At 64.2% G+C, this 1,035-nt stretch carries 1 protein-coding gene; it reads left to right on the top strand.

Going from position 1 to position 1,035, the window contains the following annotated elements; translation table 11 throughout:
* On the top strand, positions 1 to 999 hold a 999-nt coding region (locus tag EOA24_RS39110; RefSeq protein ID WP_189354642.1), incomplete at its 5' end, for an efflux RND transporter permease subunit.
* Between the last annotated feature and the right edge of the window lie 36 nt (positions 1,000 to 1,035).

The following is a 1,035-nucleotide window of genomic DNA, read 5'->3' as shown; positions in this document are numbered from 1 at the left end:
GCCTACGACGCGCCGCAGGTGACGGTCACCATCGACCGCGAGCGCGCGGCGGCGTTGAACCTGCCGATCGCCGATATCGGCAATACGTTGACGCTGCTGGTCGGCGGCGCCGAGGTGGCGCAGTTCGACCGCGATTCCAACAGCTACGACATCATCCCGCAGGTGCCGCAGGAATTCCGCGACAACCCCGAGAAGCTTGGCGAGTATTTCATTCGCAGCGTCGACGGCAAGATGGTGCCGCTGTCGGCGGTGGTGAAGATCTCGACCAACGCCTCGCCGGCGGCCATCGAGCAGTTCAACCAGCTGAACTCCTCGACGATTTCGGCCTTGCCTTTGCCCGGCGTGACCACCGGCGACGGCTTGAAGGTGCTGGAGGATATCGCCAATGAGACCCTGCCCGACACCTTCTTCATCGACTATTCCGGCCAGTCGCGGCAGGAGAAGGAGCAGGGCAACACCATCCTGATCGCCTTCGCCGCGGCGGTGGTCGTGATCTATCTGGTGCTGGCGGCCCAGTTCGAGAGCTTCCGCGACCCGCTGATCATCATGATGGCCGTGCCGCTGTCGATCTTCGGCGCCATCGTGCCGCTCAACATCGGGCTCGGGACGCTCAACATCTACACCCAGGTCGGCCTAATCACGCTGATCGGCCTGATCACCAAGCACGGCATTCTGCTGGTGGAGTTCGCCAACCAGCAGCGCGAGGTGCACGGCATGCGCCGCCGCGACGCCATCATCGCTTCGGCCAAGGTGCGCCTGCGGCCGATCCTGATGACGACGGCGGCGATGGCGCTGGGCGTCGTGCCGCTGATCATCTCCAGCGGCGCCGGCGCGGCCGCCCGCTATTCGATGGGCCTGGTCATCTTCACCGGCATCCTGGTCGGCACCATGTTCACGCTCTTCGTCGTGCCGATGTTCTACACCTTCATCGCCAGCAAGGACCTGCCGCATCTCGCCGAGAAGCCCGATCCGAAGCTGATGCCGGCGCTGCCGAGCTGATCGGCACGACAGCAAAAAAACAAAAGAGGCCGGAAA

This window comes from Mesorhizobium sp. M2A.F.Ca.ET.039.01.1.1 (genome assembly GCF_003998035.1).
Taxonomy (GTDB): Bacteria; Pseudomonadota; Alphaproteobacteria; order Rhizobiales; family Rhizobiaceae; genus Mesorhizobium.
The sequence above is the reverse complement of the archived record's forward strand: the minus strand, read 5'-3'. Positions and strand labels throughout refer to the sequence as shown.